Source organism: Bacteroides sp. GD17 (assembly GCF_038448625.1).
In the GTDB taxonomy this organism is placed as follows: domain Bacteria; phylum Bacteroidota; class Bacteroidia; order Bacteroidales; family Bacteroidaceae; genus Bacteroides.
The window spans coordinates 418550-443398 of the sequence record NZ_JBCEZS010000001.1; the positions used below are offsets into that span (position 1 = coordinate 418550).

The following is a 24849-nucleotide window of genomic DNA, read 5'->3' on the forward strand; positions in this document are numbered from 1 at the left end:
CTAGTTTAACCTTTTAATTCAAATATTGCTATGGACCAAATGCTTTTCTGGCTGGTACCGGCCGCGTCTGTGTTGGCGCTCTGTTTTGCTTACTACTTTCATAAGCAGATGATGAAAGAGAGTGAGGGGACCCCTCAAATGATTAAGATTGCTGCTGCTGTGCGCAAAGGGGCCATGTCGTACCTCCGACAACAATACAAGATTGTGGGCTGGGTGTTCCTGGGATTGGTAATCCTTTTCTCTATTATGGCGTATGGTTTCGGGGTGCAGAACTCCTGGGTACCTATTGCCTTCCTTACTGGTGGTTTCTTCTCCGGTCTTTCGGGTTTTCTTGGAATGAAGACGGCTACCTATGCTTCGGCACGTACGGCAAATGCCGCACGGGGTTCGCTGAACGCAGGTTTGCGCATTGCTTTCCGTAGCGGTGCGGTGATGGGGCTGGTGGTTGTAGGCCTGGGATTGCTCGATATCTCCTTCTGGTATCTGTTGCTGAATGCAGTGATTCCCATCGACTTGATGACGCCTACGCATAAACTATGTATCATTACCACTACTATGCTGACGTTCGGCATGGGAGCCAGCACGCAGGCACTGTTTGCCCGTGTGGGCGGTGGCATCTATACGAAGGCTGCCGATGTGGGCGCCGACCTGGTGGGCAAGGTAGAAGCCGGTATTCCCGAAGACGATCCGCGCAACCCGGCAACCATTGCCGACAACGTAGGCGATAACGTAGGCGACGTGGCAGGTATGGGCGCCGACTTGTACGAGAGTTATTGCGGCTCCATCCTGGCGACGGCTGCACTGGGTGCCGCTGCCTTTATCCATTCGGGCGATACGCTGATGCAGTTCAAGGCGGTGATTGCACCGATGCTGATTGCGGCGGTGGGCATTATTCTTTCCATTATCGGCATCTTCTCGGTGCGTACCAAGGAGAATGCAAAGATGCGGGACTTGCTGAATGCGCTGGCTTTCGGCACAAATCTTAGTTCGGTACTGATTGTGGCAGCTACTTTCCTTATCCTATGGATGCTGGGGCTTGAGAACTGGCAGTGGATATCCTGTTCGGTAGTGGTAGGTTTGGTAGTGGGTATCATTATAGGGCGCTCTACGGAGTACTATACTTCTCAATCGTACCGTCCCACGCAGAAGCTGAGTGAAAGCGGAAAGACCGGTCCGGCAACGGTTATCATTTCCGGCATCGGCCTGGGCATGCTCTCTACGGCCATTCCGGTGATTGCGGTGGTGATCGGTATCATAGCTTCTTACCTGTTTGCTTCGGGCTTCAATTTCTCCAATGTCGGATTGGGGCTTTATGGCATCGGAATTGCGGCAGTGGGTATGCTCTCCACGCTGGGCATCACGCTGGCTACGGACGCTTACGGACCGATTGCCGACAATGCAGGCGGTAATGCTGAGATGTCCGGCCTGGGAGCGGAAGTACGCAAACGTACCGATGCGCTCGACTCTCTGGGCAACACAACGGCAGCCACGGGCAAGGGCTTTGCCATCGGTTCCGCTGCTCTGACGGGGCTGGCGTTGCTCGCTTCCTATATAGAAGAAATCCGTATCGGACTGACGCGTATCGGCATGACTGAAATTTTCTCCGGTGGCGAAGCCATCCGCGTGCAAGATGCCACGTTCTTCGACTTTATGCACCACTACGACGTTACGCTGATGAATCCTAAGGTACTTTCGGGCATGTTCCTCGGTTCTATGATGGCTTTCCTTTTCTGCGGACTGACGATGAATGCCGTAGGCCGTGCCGCTGCCCACATGGTGGACGAGGTACGCCGCCAGTTCCGCGAAATAAAAGGTATCCTGACGGGTGAGGCGGAGCCGGATTATGAGCGTTGCGTGGCTATCTCCACCAAAGGAGCACAGCGCGAGATGGTGGTTCCATCGCTTATCGCCATCGTAGCTCCCATCCTGACGGGACTGATTTTCGGTGTTCCCGGAGTGCTGGGCCTGCTTATTGGCGGATTGAGCAGCGGCTTTGTGCTGGCCATCTTCATGGCGAATGCCGGTGGTGCATGGGATAATGCGAAGAAGTATGTAGAAGAAGGCAACTTCGGCGGAAAGGGTAGCGAGGTGCACAAGGCCACAGTGGTGGGCGATACCGTAGGCGACCCGTTTAAAGATACTTCCGGTCCGAGTCTGAACATCCTTATCAAACTGATGAGTATGGTGGCGATTGTGATGGCAGGACTGACGGTGGCGTGGAGCTTGTTCTAAAAGAGGCCGATAAGTTATTCATTATTAGATAAGTAATAGTCCCACTATGTTCGTTCATAGTGGGACTATTGTTCTGTCGTATAGGGAGGCCCGTTCAGTCGTATAGGGAGGGTACTTCTGTCGTATAGGGAAGCACCTTCACTCGTAGTGGGAAAGGGGCTCGCCTATACTTCGTGCCGGGCTACTTCCCGTAATCATCGTACATCATCAACAGATGCGACGAGCTCCAGCTAAAGTGCGGTGCTTTCAGTCGCTCTCCAGTGTGGGTTCCGTAGTTCTCGTGAATGGGTGCTCCCTCTTTCAGACCGTTCAGGCGGTCGAATACCTGGCGGGTGTATTCATCCGCCATCTTGTTGTAACCATAGTTGCGCAGGCCGCGGATGGCGAAGTACGTCTGGTCCAGCCAGATGGGGCCGCGCCAGTAGCCGCGCGGATTGTACTTGGGATTATCGGCGGCGATGGTGGGGAAGGGGATGTAGGTAGAGAACTTCGCGGTATCCTGCAGCATGGGCAGCATAGCGTCCACTTGTTCTTGCGTGGCTATCTGTGTCCACAGCGGGGTGTAGGCTTCGCAGCCGGGTTCTTCGATGAAGGAGCTGTCCTTCAGGCGGCGGTCACAGAAGAAGTTGATGTTCGTATCGAAGAAGTAGTTGGCTACCCGGTCGGTGTAGTCGGGACCGTCGAAGGGTACTTTCAGCAGGACGGCGAATTTCTTCAGCAGCTTGCATTCCAGGGCAAGGTAGGCATTGAGGTCTACGCTTTCTTGATCCATGCTCCAGGCATCGTCGGCACCATCGTTTTTCAGCATTACGGCGTTGTCGAAGCGGATGGCGTTGTCCATACCGCTTTCCCAGGCGGCAGCTTCGAGGGTACCGTCGGTGGAGCCGTATTCGCACATGCCGTTGCGATTGTGGTCGCGTTTCTGATACCACCATTTATAGTAGGAGAGCAGTTGCGGGTACATCTCGGCAACGAAGGTCGTGTCGCCCGTATGGGTGAAGATCTCGTCTACGGCCCAGCATACGAGGGGCGGCTTGCTGTCGCGGGCATTGTTCTCCGAGGGATCGGTGTAGATGCAGTCGATAATCATGCCGTCGGGCTGCTGATAGTCGAACATGGCGCGGATGTTGTTCTTGGCCAGTTCGGGGTCGAACTTGGCGGTACCGGCACTGAAGCGCCAGGTGTCCCATGCCCAGAAGCCTACGAAATAGCCTACGGCATGGCTGGGGATGATGCCCTCGTGCAGCAGTCCGCCGCGGTGGGTGCGCCAGTTGGAGATGAGGGTGGTGACGGCTTTCACGGCAATACGGTCGTATTCGGGCTTCATGTCTGTACGGAGGATTTTGGTCAGGTAGCCTTCCCAGCGGTCGGCGTTGGCTTGCAGGGCGTTTCCTGGATGGTTGAGCAGGGAGGGGAGGTTCTGCAGGCCGGCAGCCATTTCTTTTTCGGAGGTGAAGAAGGAGATGGCTACGTTGACGGGGGATTTGGGGGCGTGGATGAGGGCGGTGTAGTTGTTGTCGGCGGCAGTCAGTTCCACGTCCGGGGTAAAGGTTACGGTGACACTCTCGCCGCTGGGATGGCGGGCGATGACGGAGTTCTGTTCTATGCTGACGGTGACGTCGCGTCCCCACCGGCTGCCGGTGAGCAGCAGGTCTTCGGACTTGTCAGTCTCGATGCGCAGCAGGGCGGTGGAGGAGCTGACGAAGTTGAGGCGCTGGGTGATGCGACCGTCAGCGCTGTGGGCTGAGAGGTAGAGCTCTCCGGGATAATAACAGGTAGAATCGGGTGTGAAACTTGCCTGGGCGTCTTTGGCAAAGCCGACGATGGTGGCGGATTGCGCCATCCATTGGCGGCGGAACATGTCGAGGCTGAAGGGACCGCAGAAGCCGTTCAGCCATTGCTGCTTTTCGGGGAGGGTGAAGCCCATCCACGAGCCGGCGTCGGTGAACCAGCCGGTGCAGCGGTGCAGGGTGTCGGGGGTGTAGGCGATGTCCAGTATGTTGTTGAAGGCATACCGTTTTTCGGCTACACTCTTATTGCCGGTGCTGCAGGCGGTGAGGTTTGCCAGCAGCAGGGCAAGAGAAATGATGCGAATGATTCTATGTTTCATATGAATGAGGTTATTATAAATGGGAATTTACGGAGTATCTCAAATTCCTCCCCTTTCAGGCGGAGGAGTTTGAGATACACTTGTTATCACACGCTGCTAAATTATCATTTGTGTGCTTTTTCCGCTGCATCCTCGGCGGGTGCAAGCGGTTGCAGCGTGAAGCTGTACTTCCACTCCTTCGGGGTGATGGTATACTCGGGATGCACTTGTGCGCCCCAGGTATTGTCTCCACCTACGCCCATCTGCTGATGGTCGATGTTGAGCCATACCATATCCTTCTTCTCGATGCTTCCACCGTGGCGGCGTTCCATTTGTGAAGGACGATATTCGATGTCTTCCATCGGGAAGTTCCAGGCGCTGATGCTCAGCGGTTCTTCTCCGGTGACGAGCAAGCCTTCTCCGGCGGCATTGCGAAGTGCCGTCCAGCGCACGTCGCAGTGATTGGCCGTCTCCTGGGCGCGTACATACGGATGGAATTGCTCCCAAACGGTGGCATTGTACAGTCCTACCAGTGCTCCCGTCTTGCGGTCGGCGTAGTTCTCTTGCGGGCCGCGTCCCAGCCAGGTCATCATTTCGTACTCGGCGGGGAGTATCATGCGCATACCCAGTCGAGGCATCTCACTCAGTGCAAGCTTTCCGGGGATGAAGTGCATCGTCACTTTCACGGCACCGTTCGGGCGGACGTTGTACGTCATCTGCAACGTAGCATCCTGAGCCTCCATACGATAGGTGGTTATCACGGTTGCCGTTTGCTTGCTTTCGGTCACGTCGATGTTCTGCAATTGCGCGTCGCGTCCGGCAGTCTTCCAGGTGGCGCAGCGTTCCAGGTGTCCGTTCGGGATGTCGTTGTCGGTGAGCGGGCGCCAGAAGTTGGGTTGCAAGCCTTCTTTAATCAAGTTCTTGCCGTTGTATGCCAGTTCCGTCATTTCACCGTTCTTTGTAGAGAAGGCTATTTGGAAGTTGTTGCCTTTCAGCGTGAGGACGTCGTTGTTGCGGGTTACAGCCAGTGTCCCGTTTACGGGTTCGGCAGCCTTTACCACAGCCGGGACGGAAGGCAATACCCATTGCTCGATGGCAACTTCGTGTCCTTTCGGCACCAGCGGCGCTTCGTGCTTGGTGAAGGCGCGCAGGGTGAGGAAATATTCGCGTCCGTCGGCAGGCAATGCCTTCAGTGGCAGTTCGATGTTGGCGGAGCTGCGTGGGGCGATGGAAGGGAAGTCCGTCTCACCGCTTTGTATTGTCTTGCCGTCACATTCCACAGCCCAGCGCAGGGTGTAGCCTTCCAGACCGATGAAGTCGTGCCAGTTGGTTACCCGTATCTTGTTGGCAGTGAAGGCGAGAGGCTCGAAGTGGATGTATTGCAATACTTTCTTCACTTCATAGATGTGCGGGTGCAGCGAGCGGTCGGCAGCTACCAGACCGTTGGCGCAGAAGTTGGAGTCGTTGACGATGCCTACGAATCCCATATCGCCGCCGAAGGCTTCGATGTCGTGTCCTTTCTCGTCCTTGATGGCGAAGGTCTGGTCCACCCAGTCCCAGATGAAACCGCCTTGCAGCTGGTCGTACTTGTAGATCAAGTCCCAGTAGTCCTGGAAGTTTCCTACGCTGTTGCCCATGGCGTGGGCGTACTCGCAGAGAATCAGCGGGCGGGCATCGCGTTGGTTCACGTGCTGGCGAAGCCTCCAGATACGTGCGTACATGGGGCAGTAGATATCGCTCTTGGCTTGGTAGCCGCCGCCTTCGTACTGCACGGGGCGGGTGGCGTCTACGCTCTTGGTGTAGTCGTACAACGTTTCGAAGTGCTTGCCGTAGCCCGATTCGTTACCCATAGACCAGGTGACGATGGCGGAGCAGTTGCGGTCGCGGGCTATCATCCGGCTCATGCGCTGCATGAAGGGGAGTTCCCAATCGGGATAGTTGGCCAGGGTGCCATCCTTGTGGTCCATCATGCCGTGGCTTTCGATGTTGGCTTCATCTACCATATAGAGGCCGAACTCGGTGCAAAGCTCGTACCAGGGGGCATTGTTGGGGTAGTGGCAGTTGCGCACGGCGTTCAGGTTGAACTGTTTCATCAGCTGGATGTCGTGTATCATGGAGGCTACGCTGATGGTGCGGCCTTTGTGTGCGTCGTGCTCGTGGCGGTTCACGCCTTTGAAGAGCACGGTCTGACCGTTAATCAGCTGCATGCCGTTCTTCATCTCCACCGTACGGAAGCCGAAGAGGTGGGTGAACGATTCCAACGGGCGGCCTTGTGCGTCGAAGGTGCTGACTACCAACGTATACGTATTCGGCGTCTCAGCATTCCAGGGACGTGCGCCGGGGAACATCTTCTCGATGGTGAACAGGGTGTCGGTGGCAGAAGCAACGGACTTCTTTCGCTCGTAAGCTACCGCTTCGCCGTCCATCACTTTCACTTCTACCGTTTCTCCGGCTTTCGGCTGGTGGAGAAGTACGTCGAGTTTCAGTTCGCCATCCTTATATCCGTTCACCAGTTCGGCCGTCATCTTGAAGTCTTTGACGCGGCTTTGCGGGCGGGCATAGAGGTAGACGCTGCGTTCGATGCCGCTGTACTTCCAGTAATCCTGCCCTTCCAGGTAGGAACCGTCGCTGTAGCGGAATACTTTTACCGCCAGCTTATTGCTGCCCTTCTTCAACAATTTAGTGACGTTGAAGTGCGACGGTAAGCGGCTATCTTCGGCATAACCGGCCAGTTCGCCGTTCACCCAAACATAGTAGGCCGACTCCACTCCCTCGAAGTCGAGGAAGATATCCATGCCTTCCCAACCGGTCGGCACGTTGAATTCGCGTATATAGGCACCCACCGGATTATAGTCGGCAGGTACGTACGGCGGATTGGCAGGGAACGGATATCGTGTGTCCGTATAGATGGGTGCGTCGAACCCTTGCAGCTCCCAGCTTCCGGGAACTTCTATCTTGCTCCACTTCCGGGTGCTATATCCCGGCTTGTAGAAGTCTTTGGGGCAAAGTTCATTGTTTTTAGAAAAGAGGAACTTCCACGTGCCGTCCAGTGAAATGCGACGCTCCGTGGCAGGGTTTACATCAAACCGCACATCGGCAGGCAATGCGCGTTGCTTCAATGCACCGGCTTCATTCTTGAAAGGAGTGAAGTGCGCATGCATCGGCTCCCGGTTCATCTCATTGACCTGCGGGTTTTGCCACGGCTCGTTCTCGGCCAAGGCAGCGGTACAAAGCAATGAGGAAAGGAGAAAGGTATAAAGTTTGGTTTTCATAACTATCATTTATCAATTATCAACTATCAACTAAATGGAGCAAAACAATGTCACCAGGAACGGCACACTGAAATCTACCACAAACCCGTGGAAGATGGAAACTACTACGAACTGCTGTCCTGCGGTACGCGTGATGATGGGCAGTGTGGTGTCCATCGTCGTGGCGCCTCCGGCAGAGATAGGAGCCAGGTTGCCGAACCAACGCACCAGTAGCGGTGCTGCCAGCAGCGTCAGTATCTCGCGGCTGATATTGGCAAGCAGGGCGATGGTGCCTAATTCTGCTCCCTTGTACTCCGTGATGAAGATGCTCGAGAGCGAATAGTAGCCGAATCCCGACCCTACAGCCAGACAATCCGTAACGGAACGGTGTGTCAGAATCAGACTGACAGCAGCAGAACCTGCCAATGTACCCAGTATCGTCATGATGGGCAAGAACACCAGCCGCGGGTTGAGCGAACGGAAGTTCTTCAACGTCTGCGGATCGTTGCCTACGCTCAGCCCTACGCTGAACATCAGTGCGCAGAGCGCATAGTAACTGATATTGGTTTCTGCAATATCGAAGGGCAGCAAGTGGCAAACTCCGGCAATCGTGCCCAGCACGAAAAAGCCTACGATGATAAGACTTCCTTTCATGCCCGGCCTCCTTTCCTTCTGTACAAGGCTTTCCACAATGCCCAGGCAGCGATGACACTTCCCAGGGTTCCGCCCAGCGTCAGGATGACGGCTTCGAGTCCGATGGTGTGGAGTCCTTTGATTATCTGCTCATTGCTTCCCACCTCGATGCCGAGGATGAAGAGCAGCAACCAGATGAGTACTGTGATGATTTGGTGAATCTTCTTCAGATTCCGTCTCCGTAAGAGGTAGCCCAGCAGCATTCCTGTGAGCATCAGTCCGATGATTGTGAACATATCTATGTCGTTTTTGGTGGCAAAGATAAAGCTTTCAAGGTAAACAAGGCGGCATCGCCGGGGGCAAATGCCGCCTTGTTCTGCTATATTAGAGAGAGAATTAGTTTTCGGTTGTTTCTTCCGTACTGTTCAATGCAGGATTAGCATTTATTTCCCAGAGTGGGATGGGGAAGAAGTTGTGTTTTCCTTCTACGAATCCCCGGCTACCCAATGCTTGGCTCAGCTTGCCCCAGCGGCGCAGGTCATACCAGCGATAACTTTCCAACGGGAATTCGATGATGCGTTCGTGCTCGATTTGTGCCTGGACTTCAGCTTGTGAGGTTCCCGTCATGGCTGGCATATTGCCATGTTTAGCGCGGATGTCGTTGATGATAGGAATAGCCTGTTCGGGATGTCCCTGTTTGTTCAGCACTTCAGCTTTCATTAGCAATACGTTGACATAGCGCATCAGAGGAATGTTAAAGTTGCATCTCTCATCCATTTCAGACAGTTCTCTTGGAGTGAAGCGGCGGAAACTGGGGCGGTCGTAGAATATCTTTACGCCTTTGTCTTCGAGTTCTTCTTCTGTAATTTTATTACCGTTTGCATCCAGATAGTTGCCATCCTCGTCGACTTTCCAGTAATAATGCAAATCATCGTATTCGTAACCCCAAATTTTGCCGGTTCCGTCGTTCCAATACTCGTCTTTGAAGAAAATGGTGTTATATATACGTTCGTCGTAACGGCCGTCATTACTGATCTTTCCTTCTTTTTTGAATTCGCTTACAAGGAAGTCGTTGGGCAGTATTTCATCCCAACCACCCAGTTCGCTGGAAGCGATGAAGTTGTGTATCCACGAATAGTAGCGTGCACCATTGTCGGTATTGCTGCTGTATTGCACTTCGAAGATAGATTCTTTGCAATTCTTATTTCTGCCGTTGAACATGTTAATCAAGGCATCACCGCTTACCAACTCGTAACCGGTCACTGCATTCAGGGCTGTCAAGGCATCAGCCAGGTGCTGAGTCTCTTGTGCCGGTTCTTCATACGCACGTGTCAGGTAAGCAAAGCCCAGATAAGCGTGGGCAGCTCCGGAAGTGGCACGACCCAGTTCTGTACTCGGACGAGTGGCAGGCAGTGCGGTTCCTAATTTCAGTTCGTCAATGACGAAGTTCCAGCAAGTAACGCGGTCGGACAGAGGTTTATTCAGATCGGCCTGGTCAGTGAGATACTTGTCGCGGATGATGATTTTCTCCCAGTTCAGTATCAGCATCAGGTGGTAGTAGCCGCGCATGAAGTGGGCCTCGGCTATCAATTCGTTGCGTTTTGCTTCTGTGATACCGTCTTCAGGAATCTGTGGAACATATTCCAATACCTGATTGGCAAAGTTGATGCCGCGGTATAAATCCTGATAGTAGTAAGAGAACTGAGTATTACCATTGGTATAAGTAAACTTGTAGATGTCGGTCCATGTTTGGTAGTTGATGGCATCCGACCCCATGGTGTAGAGATCGGTACGGAATGCCTCTACCGGCCATCTTACTTCGCTGGTGGCATAGCTGTCGCCATGATAGAGCTGTGCATAGACTGAAGCCATGGTAGCTTCGGCCTCCTTCTGGTTTTTCCAGAAGTTTCCGGTTGTTACTTTGTCCGGAGAAGACACTGTCAAGAAGTCTTCGCAGGAAGCAAAAAGCATTACGCAGCAGATACTTGCTAAATATATAAGTTTCTTCATATTGTTTCGTATTATATTGTTTTAATAAGGTATTAGAATGTGAGCTGTGCTCCTACTGTGTACGAACGCGTAAACGGATAAATGTAGCGGTCAATACCGGAGTTCAGCGGGCTGCTGGTAGAGAATTCGGGATCTACACCGTTGTAGCCTGTTATAGTGAACAAGTTGTCACCGCTCACATAGAAACGCAGTTTCTCGATGTTGACTTTCTTCAGTAAGGAAGTGGGCAAAGTATAACCTATTTGCGCCTGGCGCATACGTATAAAACTGCCGTTTTCCAAGAACCGTTCAGACTCGCGGGAGTTGCCGTTGGGGTCGTTGTAGATGGCACGCGGAACGCTGGTGTGAGTGTTCTCGGGAGTCCAGGCATTGGCAACGCTGCTGAGCATGTTGCCCGGAGCGCTCATGGATTCATAGAAGTAGCGGTTTCCGTTGTACAACTTATGACCGAATGCACCTCCTAAGCTGAATGAGAGGTCAAAACCCTTGTAAGATCCGGAGAAGTTTAGGTTGGCTTCCATCTTGGGAATACCGGTTCCGCAGTATACCTTGTCATCTTCGTCGATGGTACCGCTTCCATCTACATCCACGAAACGAATATCGCCGGCTTTGGCATTGGGTTGAAGGCGTTCACCATTCTGATTTACGTAACTTTCTGCTTCGGCATCAGTCTGGAAGATACCTGCCGTGCGATATAAGTAGAAACCACTGATGGGCTTTCCTTCTTTGGCGTATGCAGGCACGTGGTCAGTGTCCCAAAGCAGACCGGTAGAAGGCAGTGCCTGACCTTTGTCGGCCAATTCCACCACTTCGTTCTTGGTAGTGGAGAAGTTGAAACCAATGTTGTATTCAAAATCTTTCACTCTGTCGCTCCAGTTCAGCTCCAGTTCGATACCATTATTGCGGATTTTGCCTACATTCAGGATGGGATTTTCGTAACCGGCAGAGGGCGAGAGACGCTTTGTGATGAGTAGGTCTTCCGTTTGGTTGATGTAATAGTTGATACTACCGGTCAAGCGGTTGTTGAACATTCCGAGGTCGAAACCGATATTCTTGGTATCAGTAGTTTCCCACTTCAATCCGCGGTTCTCCATTTCCCATGAAGCGGAACCTTGCCAGGCATTGCCACCTTGGATGTAACCGCCTTCCCAACGGTTGGAATTGGTGATAAGAGGCTGAAAGTCATAGTAACCCAGCGCGTTCTCATTACCCAGACGTCCCCAGCTGGCACGGAATTTCAGGTTGTTGACAACAGCTTCTTTCGGGAAGAAATCTTCTTCGCTGATTCTCCATCCCACGGCCACAGAAGGGAAGCAACCCCAACGGTTTTCAGAACCGAACTTAGACGAACCGTCGTAACGCATGGTAGCTTGCAATAGGTATTTGCCTGCAAAGGAGTAGTTTACACGACCGAAGAAAGAAGCACGGTTGTATTTGTATTTTGTTCCGTCACCCGAGAATGTACCGCCCGCACCGGAGTCGATGGTGCTGAAGCTGGGGTCGAGGAAGCCTGCTGCTTCGTCTTTGGATGCAAGATTTCCGTTCTCATCTACATAATATTTGGATGTCTTGCCTTCTACACCCACGCCGTTGTCGGTATATTTGGTAGTCGTGATGGATGAACCCACCATGGCAGTGATGCTGTGCTTGCCGAAATCTTTATTGAAGTTCAGTACGTTGTCTACCACTTGCTCTTCCCAGTAATAGGTACCTTCGTAAGAATAAGGATACAGATAGGGTGACTGGGCATTGGAGGTGAAATCAGGATAGTGTTGCGTATAGCGATAGTGTGTGCCGCGATAAGCATAGCTGGTCTTGAAGTTGAGGTAAGAAGTCAACTTCACGCCCAGTGATACGTTGGCGTTGGTGTAGAAGTTCTTGGTAGCTGCTTCCCGGAAATGGTGGTCGGCCATCACGTTGTTGGAAGCAGGTAGCCCCATGTTGCCGGCCAATGCATAGCCGTACTTTTCGTTTTCGTCATAGACGGGCATCAAGGGAGAACTGTTATACATTTCGCGCAGACTGTACTGTGGCTGATGGCTTTTGGTATAGCGGAAGCTTAAGTTGGCATCGATGTCGAAGATGTATTTACTCATGTGCATCTTCATGCGGGCATTATCCTGGCGGAAGCTATTGCCCAAGAAGATACCCTTGTCATCGGCATGGTTGTAGGATACGGAGTATTGGGCCGTTTCGCTACCACCGCGGACGCTGAACATATAGTTCTGCGAAAGTCCGTCACGGAGCATCAGGTCTTGCCAGTTGGTATTGATACCGGTGTCGGTAGTGCAATAAGCAGGAATGCTTTCAGCATCGTTGGGGAACTGGTTATTGTAGTTTTCGAACATTGTTTTGATGTTCTTCTTGTATTGCTCAGCATTTACCATTTCCAGTTTGTTGGCAACGGTGGTCATGCTTAGGTAGGTGTTGAAGTCGATGTGTGTTTCGCCTTTCTTTCCGTTCTTGGTAGTGATGATGACTACACCGTTGGCAGCCACTGAACCATAGATCGCCGCTGCGGCACCGTCCTTCAGTACTTCCATGCTTTGGATATCTTGCGGGTTTACGTTGTTGATGTCACCAGGAAAACCATCAATGATGTAGAGGGGCTCGTTACTGCCGAAAGACTTCACACCACGGATCTTAACAGAAACGCTTGCACCTGCATTACCACCGGCTTTCATGATGTTTACACCGGCAATCTTGCCTTGCAGTGCTTCGGCCGGGTTGGTAGTGGCACGTTTGGTCAATTCTTCTGTGTCTACCGAAGAAATGGCTCCCGTCATGTCGCTCTTTTTCATTGTACCATAACCGATAACGACAACTTCGTCCAGCATTTCGGTATCTTCCTTAAGGGTAACATTCAGATGCTTTTGACCATTTAAGGGAATCTCTTGGGTTGTATAACCCACATAAGAAATAATAATTGTAGCTTTGGGAGAAACGCTGAGGGAGAAATTACCATCAATGTCAGTGATTACTCCATTCGTAGTACCTTTCTCTAATACACTGGCACCGATTACGGTTTCTCCGGTCGCATCGACCACGGTACCCGTCAACTCAATGTTCTGTGCTAATGCGCTTACAGGGAGCATAAAAGCAAAGAAGAAAAGCAGTTGAATTACTCTTTCTTTGAAATAATTACTTTTACTCATGTGAATAAGTTTTTAAGGTTAATAATTTGGTTTTTCACGGCGCTAAATTATGAATCACTAGGAAAGCCGGCGAATAAATAGCGACTACAAATGACCTACAAAAAGGGTTTCTTAACAGTTTTGTAATCTACAGTCTGTTTTGTAAATAGTTGATATATAGCCTTGTAATTGTTGTGTGTATATCTACAAAGTGGGAGATAAGAGTTTTTGCTCTTGATGGCTGTTTATGCCCTTTCAAACAGTTCTATTATCGCTGATTATCAGATAAATTACTGAGAATATTCATCGTATTCTGTCTCTCTGTAGAAACTTGCATTGTAGGGTTCATCGCATTCATCTGTTTGCCCTAAAGGCTTTATTGCAGGGCGATAGTGGGTGAAGACAGGACGTTTTTGGGTGCTTTTCGTAGCTTTCAGCCTTCACCGTGTACCGTTTGCATGATGAAGGCAGAAGAAAATAAAGTAAGGAAAGCGGTTTGCTGATGTAAATAGAAACCTTATTTTTGCAGGAAGCATAAAAAACAGGAGGAAAGGATATGAGTAAATCCATTAGCATATTGGACAAGGATTACCTGCAATGGGTGAAAGAGTTGACCACTCGTTATCGTCAGAGTCAGATAAAAGCGGCAGTAAAAGTGAACAGTGTCCTTATCAAATTCTATTGGAGTTTGGGAAGCGATATAGTTTCGCTGCAAGCCAACAACAAATATGGAGGCAGATTCTACATCACCCTCAGTGCTGATTTGCGTGCAGAGATGCCTGGTGTGGAAGGGCTTTCTGAGTCGAACATACGATATGCCAAGCGATTCTTTCAGCTTTATGCCGATCATTCCCGAAATCTTCCACAACTTGTGGAAGATTTGTGTAGCGTACCGTGGGGACATCATCGCTATATCATCGACAAGTGTTCCGACAATCCCGACAAAGCCCTGTTCTACGTACGCCAAACTCTGGAGTACGGTTGGAGCCGTGCCGTGTTGCTCAACTTCCTCGACACCGACTTGTATGAGCGGCAAGGGAAGGCGCTGACCAATTTCGAGCATACGCTGCCCGCCGTTACAAGTGATTTGGCTCAGGAAATAACCAAAGACCCTTACAACTTCGATTTCCTTTCTATGCGGCAGGGCTACAATGAACGGCAACTGAAAGATGCATTGCTTACCAACATCACGCGTTTTTTTGGTGGAACTCGGGACTGGCTTTGCCTATGTTGGCAGGGAATACCGGTTGCAAATAGGTCGGAAGGAAAAGTTCATCGACCTGCTGTTCTATAATCTTACTATCCGTTGTTACGTCGTGATAGAGGTTAAAGTTGACGAGTTTGATTCTGCCGATATAGGTCAGCTTGGTACGTATGTGACTGCCGTCAATCATCTTTTGAGCAAGAAAGGAATAGACAATCCCACTATCGGATTGCTTATCTGCAAGAATAAGGACAATCTGCTGGCACAGTACGCGTTGGAATCGAGTAGTCAGCCCATCGGTATATCCGAATACGAACTGTCCCGGCTATATCCTACCGAAGTGGAAGGAACTATACCGTCCATCAAGGAGATTGAAACGAGGTTAAGCGACATATAAACCTGCGTTTACCATGTTTTTTGAATGCGGGTCGGTCGGATGAAGCGGATTTAAACTCCACCATAAGTTCTTAAGATCTCAATCATCTGTTGTTATCCCCTCAATCCTTCGGCTTTATTCGATGAAGAACGGCGAGTTAAGAGTGACCGACTGGAGTTGTTCACTCGGCCGACTCCAGTTGTTCGATCGACCGACTTTAGTCGTTCAGCTGAATGACTCCAGTCGTTCACTTTAAACTCTTTGATGAATGAACGGTAAGTAGCTGATTTTCATTTATTAAGAAACATTGCTCAACTTAAGAAGAGTTTCTTCTCATCCGGGAAGGGTTATGTTTATAGCTTAGGTGAATCCTTGAAACCTCAATTTATCCCTGCTTTCACCGCCATTGCTTGCCGGCAGGCGGTTTTGAAGGCAGATGAAGAGGTGAATCCTCCTCGCCATCTATGGAATCAGATGTTCTGCAAGTAGTCCGTCAGGTCTTCTTCCGAGGAGAGGTTCAGAGATTTGCGCAAGCGGTAGCGGTTCATGTTGATGGTCTTTGGGGTGGTGCCGGTCAGCATGGAAATCTCTTTGGTAGACAGGTTTACTCTTAATAGAGTGGCGAGGTACTTTTCTCCTTGCGTCAGTTTGGGGTGGAGGGTTACCAGTCTTTGCAGGAATTCGTTGTTTTTATCCTCGATGTTGGTCAGCAGGGTGCTGTTGGTCTTGTCGCCGCTTTGGCATTGGCTGATGAAGGTATTGATTCTTTTCAGATGGGGGACAAGGTTGGTAGCATCCATCTTGTAGCCTTCCTTCACCATCTCGCGTATTTTGTCCAGCAGTTCGTTGCGGCTACGCAGGAAGACGGCGAAGCTGGTGGCTTCCTGGCGACTGTTGTCGAGGGCGTTCTGTACGTTCTGCAATTCCAACTCTTGTTGGTGCAGTTTCAGCTCGGAGACTTCACGCTCGGACATTTCCAGTTGGTAGCGGGCTTCTACCAGTTGGACGTCTTTCCGGCGTTTGTACCACTTATATAGGAAGATGCTGACGACGATACCGAGTATCAGTACACTGCCCAGAAGCCAGAGATTGCGCTTCAATATTTCAATCTTGTAAGTCTGTTCCTGCATTTCGGTGGCATACTTCTGGTCTTGGTATCTCTTATAGGAGATTTCTTGCTCAATGTTGCGTAGCTTGTTGCTGCTTTGCAAGTCTTTACTTAGGTTGTGCATCTTTCCTAAGTACTTATAAGCCTGGGCATAGTCTCCTATGGCAGCATATACCATGGACGAATATTCGTAGTTGTCGCAAATCAACTCGCGGGCACCGATATTATGGGCATATTCGTAGGCTTTCTGCAAAGCTTCCAGCGCTTTGGAGTATTGCTTGCCATAATAATATTGTTTCGCCATATTGTTATAGTTCTCGCCCAGAGACCATTGTGCATCCAGGTTCTTGTTGATGGTGATGGCTTCGCGGATAAAGGCCAGTTTCTCTTCCGTATTTCCTTGGTATAGACAGAGATTATTCAGATTGGTGGCAATCTCTTTCAGATTCCGTTGGGCGCGGTTGATGGCCAAGGCACGCTGGAAAAAACGTTCGGCAACAACAAACTCGTTGAGGTAGTGGTGCATTACGCCGCGTTCGTTGTAGCATCCGGCTATGGAAACAGAGTCTCCGATGGCTTTGAAGATGGAGGTTGCTTTGTCGTTCAGTTCGATGGCTTTGTTATAATCTCCCAGTTTGCTGTATACGCGTCCCATGAGGGAGTAGAGTTGGGCATTCTGCTTCTTGTTTGCCGGGTTGATGTACTTTTGGGTATCATATAGGTTCTTGATACTCAGGTCGAAGTTGCCCAGTAACTGTTCGGCTTGGCAGTAGAGCAGCATGGCTTGCGCGCGGGTTTCGTTGGGCTTGTCTTCGGAAAACAAGGCAACGGCCTGAGAAGCATAGTAGGATGCTTGTTTGGGATTGTTGTACAGATACCGCTGAGCTTGCTCAATCAGTGTTTGGGCTTGTTTTATATCTTGGGCTTGTAGGGATGCTATCAGCAAGAAGCAGGCAAGTAGTAGATATAGAGCTTTTTTCATGGTATTGTATGTTTCTGCAAATCTAATTATTTTTCCTTAAAAGTCCGATTTACCTTCGGAAAGATTTATCTTTGTTGCTCAAATATAGCCATATATATGTTATTACCCTACCTGAATAAAGATTTAATAGAGGCCGGCTGCGATGAAGCTGGTCGTGGCTGTCTGGCTGGTGCAGTCTATGCTGCTGCCGTCATCTTGCCTAAAGATTTCAAGAACGAGCTGCTGAACGATTCCAAGCAATTGACGGAAAAACAACGCTATGCCTTGCGCGAAGTGATAGAGCGGGAAGCCCAGGCATGGGCGGTAGGCATTGTCTCGCCGGAAGAAATTGATAAGATAAACATCCTCAATGCTTCGTTCCTTGCCATGCATCGTGCTGTCGATCAGTTGCAACTGCGTCCGCAACATCTGCTTATCGACGGCAACCGTTTCAAGAAATATCAGGACCTGCCACACACCACCGTCGTAAAGGGGGATGGCAAATACCTTTCCATAGCTGCCGCCTCCATCCTTGCCAAAACGTATCGTGATGACTATATGAACCGTCTGCACGAGGAGTTTCCCTATTATGATTGGGATCATAACAAAGGCTATCCCACCAAGAAGCATCGTGCCGCCATTGCAGAGCGGGGAACCACACCCTATCACCGCATGACGTTCAATCTGCTGGGGGACGGGCAGCTGACGCTGGATTTCGGATAAGCTTCTGTGTCACATCATCTGTAGCAATGCTTCAGCCAATATTCAAATACGGGATCTTGAAGTTCTATTTTGTTTCCAGGCAAGATGTCGACCAAATCTTTTTCGGTAGCTGTCTTCTTCAGGTTTTTTATATTGGCGGATGTTCCTAATTGATATTTGGCAAGCGTTTCCTTAGTAGAGAAGCTGGTAACACCATCGGCAACCGCTATCAGAAAATTGATTTGTTTCGGGGTTAGTGTATCTATGATATTGGCAAAGAGCAGGCTCAGCTGTCCTATAATATCTTGAAATGCCTTGTTGATGATGTCCGGAGTCGCTTCCGAAGTAGTGCGCAGCCATGTTTGCTGGCTTAATTGCTGTGTATAATACGGATGATTCTTCATAAGATCGGCTATGAGGCCGCAAGATTCCTTTGAAATAGCTTTTCCGCTGTTAGAGAATCTTTCCATTATAAACTCAATCCATTCTTCGCGTTGTATTTTCTGCAAGAACATGATATTACCGAATTTGTAGAATGGCATGTTGTAGTTGTTGAAGATCTCAAGCAGCATGTGTCTTTTGCTGCCATATAAGCAATAACATACATCGGTGTGGCGCTGCCAGTGGGAACGCAGTTTGCGCTGGAATGCCAATGAGTCCTCGTATTCATTGATGTTTTGGAATTCGTCAAGACAGATAACCATCTTTTTTCCGGTATCTCTGCAGATGGTGTGTGGCAGTTCCAGTATCTCATCGTATGTCATTCGCGCTGAAGTGATAAAGTCTTCCCATACTGTAGCGTTGGCTCTGAGTACAGCATTTGCGTATGTTTGGTAGAATTGTTCTTCCGTGCGGCAATTAAATATGTCTATCTGGCAGATAAGGGTTGATTTATCTTGCTCGAATCGCTGCGCAACCTGATTGACTAATGACGTCTTGCCCCAACGGCGGGGAGAGATGATCACTGTATTTATCAGGCAAGAGAAGTTCTGATAGAGTATTTCTTGCTCTTCTTTTCGGTCGGTAAAGTTGTCCTTTTCGGCAATTTTTCCATATATGAAAGGTATATCCATAGCTGTAACTGTTTTGTATACACAAAGATAGGGACTTAATGCGAGAAAAACAAAGGATGTAATCAATCAATTTCAAATCAAATGATTTCAAACTGATTGATTACATCCTTTTGTATTCTCTAAAATACAATTATTGCTCCTTTTTGTATTTTACAGAATACAAATCTCTGTCTTTAGAACCACTTAATCTTCCTGAACCATACAAACGTCAATGCCGATAGTATAGCCGATAGGAGGATAATCAGTACGAATGCATGTGGGAAACCTTCCAGGTGAATATCTACATTCATGCCATAGAAACTGGCTATCAGTGTAGGAATCATCAACGTAATGGAAAGGCTTGTCATTCGTTTCATGATGGCATTCACGTTGTTGGAGATGATGGAGGCAAAGGCATCCATGGTGCCCGTGAGGATGTCGCTATAAATATTCACCGTGTTGTATGCCTGCTTTAGTTCGATGACTACGTCTTCCAGCAGTTCCATGTCGAGGTAGTTGGTGTCCTGGAAGATTTTCTTCAACCGGCCTATCATGACTTCGTTCCCACGGATGGAAGTATTGAAGTATACCAATGTCTTTTGCAACTTCATCAGTTGGAGCAGGTCCTCGTTGCGGATGCTTTTCTCCAGCTCTTTCTCGGCAGTGGCTACGTCGTTGTTGATCTGCTTCAGATACTTCAGGAACCAGGCCGCAGAAGAATAGATGAGCCGTAGAATCAAGTCCAACTTGTTGTTGACCACGATGCTCTTCCGACGGGTGTATTGGATAAAGTCTGAAATCATTTCCGTATGATGATAACACACCGAAACGATGATTCCATCGTTGGTGATGATGCCGATAGGTACGGTGATGAACGGGACGCCATTCTGGTTGCTCTGCATCGGAATACGCAGGATGGTGAGCAGCCAGTTATCTTCGGTTTCGGTACGCGGGCGCTCGTCCACATCGGCGATGTCTTCCAGAAATGATTCGGGAACTCCCAGTTCTTGAGTGAGAAATTGGAAATCGTTGTTGTCAGGGCATTCTACATTTACCCAGCAGTTGGGCTGCCATTCGTTTTTCTCGATAAAGCCGTTCTCGCTGTAGAGATACTTTCTCATTGTTTAGCCTCCTTTCTTTAGTGCGGACAGAGGCATTGCGACCAACGTCTCCGTTCGCTTTAATTATGAATACTGTTGCACGTTCGTGGGTTTGAATCGTCCATATTTACTGTTTTTAATTTTTAAAGCGGGGCAAAAGTACATAAATCATTTGAAACAGTACGCTTTAACCGCTGTTTTTTGTAACTTTGCACCGCGAAAATCGCTTCTTTCTATATAGAACGTTTTCGGCATAGAAAAAGATTGTACAATTAAATTCAATGAATATTATGAGTAAGAAAGCCCTTTTAATGATTCTTGATGGCTGGGGTGTCGGCGATCAAGGCAAAGATGATGTGATTTTCAATACACCTACTCCGTACTGGGACAGCCTGCTGGCTACTTATCCACACTCCGAGCTTCAGGCAAGCGGTGAGAACGTTGGTCTGCCCGATGGACAGATGGGCAACTCCGAAGTAGGTCACCTCAATATCGGTGCTGGACGCATCGTTTATCAGGATTTAGTAAAGATTAACCGCGCTTGTGCCGACGGCAGCATCCTGAAGAATCCGGAAATCGTTTCTGCTTTCTCATACGCCAAAGAAAACGGCAAGAATATCCACTTCATGGGACTGACTTCCAACGGTGGTGTACACAGTTCTTTCGATCACTTGTTCAAACTTTGCGATATCTCCAAGGAGTATGGCATCGAAAATACTTTTATCCACTGCTTCATGGATGGCCGTGATACCGACCCCAAGAGCGGTAAAGGCTTTATCGAACAACTTACTGCCCACTGCGAAAAGTCAGCAGGTAAGATCGCTTCCATCGTAGGACGTTTCTATGCAATGGACCGCGACAAACGTTGGGAACGCGTAAAGGTTGCCTACGATCTGTTGGTGAATGGCGAAGGAAAAGTTGCTTCGGATATGGTTCAGGCTATGCAAGAGTCATACGATGAAGGCGTTACAGACGAATTCATCAAGCCGATTGTCAATGCAAACTGCGACGGTACTATCAAGGAAGGCGATGTGGTTATCTTCTTCAACTACCGTAACGACCGTGCCAAGGAATTGACCGTTGTCCTGACTCAGCAGGATATGCCGGAACAGGGTATGCATACTATCCCGGGCTTACAGTACTATTGCATGACTCCGTACGATGCTTCTTTCAAGGGTGTTCATATCCTTTTCGACAAAGAAAACGTTCAGAATACATTGGGCGAGTACCTGGCTGCCAATGGCAAGACTCAGCTTCACATTGCCGAGACAGAGAAGTATGCTCACGTTACATTCTTCTTCAACGGTGGTCGCGAAACTCCGTACGATGCAGAAGAACGCATTCTGGTTCCGTCTCCGAAGGTGGCTACTTACGACCTGAAGCCGGAAATGAGCGCCTACGAAGTAAAAGATAAGTTGGTTGAGGCCATCAACACCAAGAAGTTCGACTTCATTGTTGTGAACTATGCGAACGGTGATATGGTAGGCCATACCGGTATCTACGAAGCTATTGAGAAAGCTGTAAAGGCTATCGACGAATGTGTGAAAGACACCGTAGAAGCTGCCAAAGCCAACGATTACGAAGTTATCATCATTGCCGACCACGGTAATGCCGATCATGCTTTGAACGAAGACGGTACTCCGAACACTGCTCACTCCCTGAATCCCGTTCCGTTTGTTTATGTAACTGCGAACAAGGATGCCAAGGTTGAGAATGGTGTGCTGGCGGATGTTGCTCCTTCTATTCTGCATATCCTTGGCATGGCTCAGCCGGCTGATATGACGGGCAAAGATTTGATAAAGTAATACTGATATATTGAAGGAGGCTGTCTCAAAGTAATTTTCGCATGACGGAATGATGCGCAAACTTATCTTTGAGGCAGTCTTTTTTTTGTGTTGTAAGTTTAAAGGAGGATAGTTATGCTACAGATAGGTGATACGGTTGTTAGTCTGGATGTGCTGCGCGAGAAGTTTCTGTGCAATCTGGATGCCTGCAAAGGTGCGTGTTGCATAGAGGGAGATGCCGGTGCGCCGGTGGAGTTGGATGAGATAGAGAAACTGGAGGAAGTGTTGCCCGTCATTTGGGAGGAACTTGCGCCCGAGGCGCGTGCCGTCATTGATAAGCAGGGAGTTGTTTATACCGATAGGGAAGGCGATTTGGTTACTTCTATCGTAAACAATAAAGATTGTGTCTTTACCTGCTATGATGAGAAAGGCTGCTGCTATTGTGCCATCGAGAAAGCCTATCGGGAAGGGAAAGTGAATTTCTATAAACCCGTTTCCTGTCATCTTTATCCGATAAGGGTAGGTGATTATGGTGTTTATAAAGCCGTCAACTACAATCGGTGGGATGTTTGCAAAGCTGCGGTGCTCCTTGGCCAGAAGGAGAATCTTCCAATCTATAAGTTTTTGAAAGAACCGTTGATTCGCAAGTTCGGTGAAGAATGGTATGCGGAGTTGGAGTTGGTGGCAGAGGAAATGAAAAAACAGAATATGCTGTAAAATGATAATTTAGGGGCGGAGCGCCCTGGCAAGGTTTCCATTCGGATTACTTGCGCAGCAAAACCTGAAGGGCTTTCATCTACTTAGTGCAGCAAAGCCTGAAAGGCTTTCGTCTATCAGCCCAGGGCAACGCCCTGGGTAATAATGCGCCTCTATCTTTGCGCCCTGAAAGGGCAAGAGCCTGTGTGTTTTATCTTATGCCCTTTCAGGGCGTAAGGTGAAGAAACGTTCTTAAACCCAGGGCGTTGCCCTGGGCTGATAGCTGAAAGGCTTTCAGCCTTAGGCTGCGCAAACATGCCGAAAGGAAATCTTGCCGGGACGCTACGCCCCTAAATTCCCATTTATCAGCCCCTTCCTATATAAGAAAAGCCCCGGTCAGCAGGAATCTCCTGCCTGTCCGGGGCTTCTTCGTTGTAAGATGTGAGGTTGGTTAATTATTTTAATTATGCATCGATATTTGCATACGTTGCATTCTTTTCGATGAAATCGCGGCGCGGGCCTACGTCTTCGCCCATCAGCATGGAGAAGATGAAGTCGGCTTCGGCAGCATTTTCAAGATGTACCTGTTTCAACATGCGATTCTCCGGGTTCATGGTCGTTTCCCACAACTGTTCCGGGTTCATTTCACCCAAACCTTTGTAACGCTGGGTATGAACGGCATTTTCGGAACCGCCGCCGTAAGTATCAATAAACTTCTGACGCTGTTGGTCGGTCCAGCAATACTCTTTCGCCTTACCTTTGGTACAAAGATAGAGCGGCGGAGTGGCAATGTACAGGTAACCCTGCTGAATCACTTGCGGGAAGTAACGGAAGAAGAGCGTCATAATCAGCGTGTCGATGTGAGAACCATCGACGTCGGCATCGGTCATGATAATCACCTTCTTGTAGCGCAACTTATCGATATTCGCTTCTTTGCTGTCCTCTCCGTCTACACCGAAACGGATGCCCAGTGCCTGAATGATATTGTTTACTTCGTCACTCTCGAATGCCTTGTGCCACATGGCTTTCTCTACATTCAGAATCTTACCGCGCAACGGCAGGATGGCTTGGAACGCACGGTTACGGCCTTGCTTGGCCGAACCACCTGCAGAGTCACCCTCGACGAGGAACAATTCGCATTCTTCCGGATCCTTGCTGGAGCAGTCCGCCAACTTACCCGGCATACCGCCACCGGACATCGGCGATTTGCGTTGTACCGATTCGCGGGCCTTGCGCGCAGCAATACGTGCTTGTGCAGCCAGTATCACCTTGTCTACAATCATCTTGGCTTCCTTCGGATGCTCTTCCAGATAGTAGGAGAGTGCTTCGCCCACAGCCTGATCTACAGCGCCCATCACCTCGTTGTTGCCGAGTTTCGTTTTGGTCTGTCCCTCGAATTGCGGTTCTGCCACCTTGATGGAGATAACGGCAGTCAGTCCTTCGCGGAAGTCATCACCGGCAATCTCGACTTTGGCTTTCTCCAGCATCTTGTTGTCTTCGGCATATTTCTTCAGCGTACGGGTCAGCGCACGGCGGAAACCGGCGAGGTGCGTACCACCTTCGATGGTGTTGATATTGTTAACGTAAGAGTGAACGTTTTCGTTATAAGATGTATTATACATGATGGCTACTTCCACCGGCGTGCCTTGCTTCTCGGTGTTGATGTAGATGACATCGTTCATGAAGTGCTCGCGTGAAGAGTCCACATAGCGGACAAATTCCTTCAAACCCTCTTCCGAGTAGAACACTTCCTGCTTGAAGTTGCCTTCTTCGTCCTGTTCGCGGCGGTCGGTCAGGGAAATCTTGATACCTGCGTTGAGGTATGCCAACTCGCGCATGCGGGTTGCCAGGATGTCGTAGTGATAAACCGTTTCAGTGAAGATGGTGTCGTCCGGCCAGAACTGCTGGCGTGTACCGGTGATGTCGGTGGTACCGACTTCTTTCACGGAGTACAACGGATGTCCGCATGAATATTCCTGCTGATAGATTTTTCCGTCACGGAAAACCTGCGTAGTCATGTGAGTGGACAAGGCGTTCACGCAAGATACACCTACGCCGTGCAAACCTCCGGATACCTTGTAAGAACCTTTGTCGAACTTACCTCCGGCATGCAGTACGGTCATAACAACTTCCAGTGCGGATTTCTTTTCCTTTTCGTGATAGTCCACCGGAATACCACGTCCGTTGTCCTGCACGGTAATGGAGTTATCTTCGTTGATGGTGACTTCGATGTGGTCGCAATAACCGGCGAGCGCTTCGTCGATAGAGTTGTCCACAACTTCGTAAACCAGGTGGTGAAGTCCTTTGATACTAATGTCGCCAATATACATCGCGGGACGTTTTCTTACCGCTTCCAAACCTTCCAGAACCTGGATGTTCTCGGCAGAATAGTTCCCGCTTTCAGAGTGAATCTGTTCTTCGGTCATAATCTTTTTTCCTTATTGTAATAACAGAGCAAATATAGTGAAAATCCTTGAGATACGGAATTAAACGGAGGGATAAATTCGGGTCGTTTAC

At 49.5% G+C, this 24849-nt stretch carries 14 protein-coding genes and 1 pseudogene; 5 read left to right on the forward strand and 10 right to left on the reverse strand.

Going from position 1 to position 24849, the window contains the following annotated elements:
• Positions 1-30: 30 nt before the first annotated feature.
• Positions 31-2232, forward strand: a complete 2202-nt coding sequence (locus AAE250_RS01390; RefSeq protein WP_294595318.1) for a sodium-translocating pyrophosphatase — start codon at positions 31-33, stop codon at positions 2230-2232.
• A 181-nt stretch (positions 2233-2413) separates the two neighbouring features.
• Here the strand turns inward: AAE250_RS01390 and AAE250_RS01395 are convergent, their stop codons facing one another.
• The 6 genes from AAE250_RS01395 to AAE250_RS01420 form a co-directional block, all read right to left on the reverse strand.
• The gene (locus tag AAE250_RS01395) at positions 2414-4342 is read right to left on the reverse strand and encodes an MGH1-like glycoside hydrolase domain-containing protein (RefSeq protein ID WP_294595316.1); all 1929 of its coding nucleotides are present in this window, start codon (positions 4340-4342) and stop codon (positions 2414-2416) included.
• 104 nt (positions 4343-4446) lie between these two features.
• Complete coding sequence (locus AAE250_RS01400) at positions 4447-7593, reverse strand: glycoside hydrolase family 2 TIM barrel-domain containing protein (protein ID WP_294595314.1); 3147 nt, start codon at positions 7591-7593, stop codon at positions 4447-4449.
• Between the two features lie 30 nt (positions 7594-7623).
• A complete protein-coding gene (locus AAE250_RS01405; protein WP_294595312.1) occupies positions 7624-8226 on the reverse strand; it encodes a lysine exporter LysO family protein in 603 nt (200 codons plus the stop codon).
• Positions 8223-8501 carry a LysO family transporter gene (locus tag AAE250_RS01410; protein WP_294595310.1) on the reverse strand — a complete coding sequence of 93 codons (279 nt, stop codon included), beginning with the start codon at positions 8499-8501 and terminating at the stop codon, positions 8223-8225. The genes AAE250_RS01405 and AAE250_RS01410 overlap by 4 nt, the downstream gene beginning before the upstream one ends.
• A 100-nt stretch (positions 8502-8601) precedes the next feature.
• Positions 8602-10215, reverse strand: a complete 1614-nt coding sequence (locus AAE250_RS01415) for a RagB/SusD family nutrient uptake outer membrane protein (protein ID WP_294595307.1) — start codon at positions 10213-10215, stop codon at positions 8602-8604.
• Positions 10216-10247: 32 nt separating this feature from the next.
• Positions 10248-13370 carry a SusC/RagA family TonB-linked outer membrane protein gene (locus AAE250_RS01420; RefSeq protein ID WP_294595305.1) on the reverse strand — a complete coding sequence of 1041 codons (3123 nt, stop codon included), beginning with the start codon at positions 13368-13370 and terminating at the stop codon, positions 10248-10250.
• A gap of 535 nt (positions 13371-13905) precedes the next feature.
• Here AAE250_RS01420 and AAE250_RS01425 point away from each other — a divergent pair.
• Positions 13906-14950: pseudogene (locus AAE250_RS01425) on the forward strand (PDDEXK nuclease domain-containing protein).
• Positions 14951-15399: 449 nt separating this feature from the next.
• On the opposite strand, the gene AAE250_RS01430 reads toward AAE250_RS01425, so the two are convergent.
• Positions 15400-17019: a tetratricopeptide repeat protein gene (locus AAE250_RS01430; RefSeq protein WP_294595303.1), complete on the reverse strand. Its 1620-nt coding sequence runs from the start codon at positions 17017-17019 to the stop codon at positions 15400-15402.
• Positions 17020-17115: 96 nt separating this feature from the next.
• On the opposite strand from AAE250_RS01430, the gene AAE250_RS01435 reads away from it, so the two are divergent.
• Positions 17116-17721 (forward strand): ribonuclease HII, encoded by a 606-nt coding sequence (locus tag AAE250_RS01435; protein ID WP_294595301.1) that lies wholly within the window; start codon positions 17116-17118, stop codon positions 17719-17721.
• Positions 17722-17735: 14 nt separating this feature from the next.
• Here the strand turns inward: AAE250_RS01435 and AAE250_RS01440 are convergent, their stop codons facing one another.
• Both AAE250_RS01440 and AAE250_RS01445 read right to left on the reverse strand, forming a co-directional pair.
• Positions 17736-18773, reverse strand: coding sequence for an AAA family ATPase (locus AAE250_RS01440; protein ID WP_294595299.1), 1038 nt, complete (start codon positions 18771-18773; stop codon positions 17736-17738).
• A 173-nt stretch (positions 18774-18946) separates the two neighbouring features.
• Positions 18947-19873 (reverse strand): magnesium transporter CorA family protein, encoded by a 927-nt coding sequence (locus AAE250_RS01445; protein WP_294595297.1) that lies wholly within the window; start codon positions 19871-19873, stop codon positions 18947-18949.
• Between the two features lie 269 nt (positions 19874-20142).
• Here AAE250_RS01445 and gpmI point away from each other — a divergent pair, with 269 nt between their 5' ends.
• Both gpmI and AAE250_RS01455 read left to right on the forward strand, forming a co-directional pair.
• Positions 20143-21657 carry a 2,3-bisphosphoglycerate-independent phosphoglycerate mutase gene (gpmI, locus tag AAE250_RS01450; RefSeq protein WP_294595295.1) on the forward strand — a complete coding sequence of 505 codons (1515 nt, stop codon included), beginning with the start codon at positions 20143-20145 and terminating at the stop codon, positions 21655-21657.
• A 114-nt stretch (positions 21658-21771) separates the two neighbouring features.
• A complete protein-coding gene (locus AAE250_RS01455) occupies positions 21772-22353 on the forward strand; it encodes a DUF3109 family protein (protein WP_294595294.1) in 582 nt (193 codons plus the stop codon).
• Between the two features lie 443 nt (positions 22354-22796).
• Here AAE250_RS01455 and gyrB read toward each other — a convergent pair whose 3' ends face one another.
• Positions 22797-24758, reverse strand: coding sequence for a DNA topoisomerase (ATP-hydrolyzing) subunit B (gene gyrB / locus AAE250_RS01460; protein ID WP_294595293.1), 1962 nt, complete (start codon positions 24756-24758; stop codon positions 22797-22799).
• Positions 24759-24849 lie beyond the last annotated feature (91 nt).